The organism is Citrobacter sp. U14242, from assembly GCF_046555775.1.
GTDB lineage: Bacteria > Pseudomonadota > Gammaproteobacteria > Enterobacterales > Enterobacteriaceae > Citrobacter.
In genome coordinates this window covers 1-1,478 of the sequence record NZ_JBKGLW010000030.1, presented here as the reverse complement: position 1 = coordinate 1,478, position 1,478 = coordinate 1, and the positions used below count along the sequence as shown (strand labels likewise).

Below are 1,478 nucleotides of genomic sequence, written 5' to 3'. Positions count from 1 at the left end.
GCTCCCACTGCTTGTACGTACACGGTTTCAGGTTCTTTTTCACTCCCCTCGCCGGGGTTCTTTTCGCCTTTCCCTCACGGTACTGGTTCACTATCGGTCAGTCAGGAGTATTTAGCCTTGGAGGATGGTCCCCCCATATTCAGACAGGATACCACGTGTCCCGCCCTACTCTTCGAGTTCACAGTATGTGTGATTTTGTGTACGGGACTATCACCCTGTACCGTCGGACTTTCCAGACCGTTCCACTACCACACATGCTGATTCAGACTCTGGGCTGCTCCCCGTTCGCTCGCCGCTACTGGGGGAATCTCGGTTGATTTCTTTTCCTCGGGGTACTTAGATGTTTCAGTTCCCCCGGTTCGCTTCATTACGCTATGTATTCACGTAATGATAGTGTGTCGAAACACACTGGGTTTCCCCATTCGGAAATCGCCGGTTATAACGGTTCATATCACCTTACCGACGCTTATCGCAGATTAGCACGTCCTTCATCGCCTCTGACTGCCAGGGCATCCACCGTGTACGCTTAGTCGCTTAACCTCACAACCCGAAGATGTTTCGTAAAACACCACCGTGTTGCGAAAATTTGAGAGACTCGAACACACCGCTTTTCATTTCTTATTACGGAGAAATGAAACAGTGTGTCGTTTCAATTTTCAGCTTGATCCAGATTTTTAAAGAGCAAAACTTCGCAGTGAACCTTTTCAGGTACACTCTGAAGTTTTCTTGTTTTTTGCAGTAAAGATGGTGGAGCTATGCGGGATCGAACCGCAGACCTCCTGCGTGCAAAGCAGGCGCTCTCCCAGCTGAGCTATAGCCCCATCGACGTTAAATCTCATTTACCGCAATTCGGTTCCGGGCAAGGCGTGGAATGACGAAGCATACTGAAGTATGCGAGTTATTTCACAACGCAGCACGGGAGCGAATTTGGTAGGCCTGAGTGGACTTGAACCACCGACCTCACCCTTATCAGGGGTGCGCTCTAACCACCTGAGCTACAAGCCTGCAGAGATTTTCTTACTGCTAATTTTCATCAGACAATCTGTGTGAGCACTACAAAGGTCGGTTCTTTAAGGTAAGGAGGTGATCCAACCGCAGGTTCCCCTACGGTTACCTTGTTACGACTTCACCCCAGTCATGAATCACAAAGTGGTAAGCGCCCTCCCGAAGGTTAAGCTACCTACTTCTTTTGCAACCCACTCCCATGGTGTGACGGGCGGTGTGTACAAGGCCCGGGAACGTATTCACCGTGGCATTCTGATCCACGATTACTAGCGATTCCGACTTCATGGAGTCGAGTTGCAGACTCCAATCCGGACTACGACATACTTTATGAGGTCCGCTTGCTCTCGCGAGGTCGCTTCTCTTTGTATATGCCATTGTAGCACGTGTGTAGCCCTACTCGTAAGGGCCATGATGACTTGACGTCATCCCCACCTTCCTCCAGTTTATCACTGGCAGTCTCCTTTGAGTTCCCG

The 1,478-nt window shown here is 50.1% G+C and carries 2 tRNA genes and 2 rRNA genes; all 4 read right to left on the bottom strand.

Going from position 1 to position 1,478, the window contains the following annotated elements:
- A 23S ribosomal RNA gene (locus tag ACLJXE_RS24280) occupies positions 1 to 540 on the bottom strand; the annotation flags it as partial.
- Positions 541 to 745: 205 nt separating this feature from the next.
- A tRNA-Ala gene (locus tag ACLJXE_RS24275) sits at positions 746 to 821 on the bottom strand.
- A gap of 107 nt (positions 822 to 928) precedes the next feature.
- Positions 929 to 1,005, bottom strand: a tRNA-Ile gene (locus tag ACLJXE_RS24270).
- Positions 1,006 to 1,076: 71 nt separating this feature from the next.
- Positions 1,077 to 1,478: ribosomal RNA gene (locus tag ACLJXE_RS24265) — 16S ribosomal RNA — on the bottom strand; the annotation flags it as partial.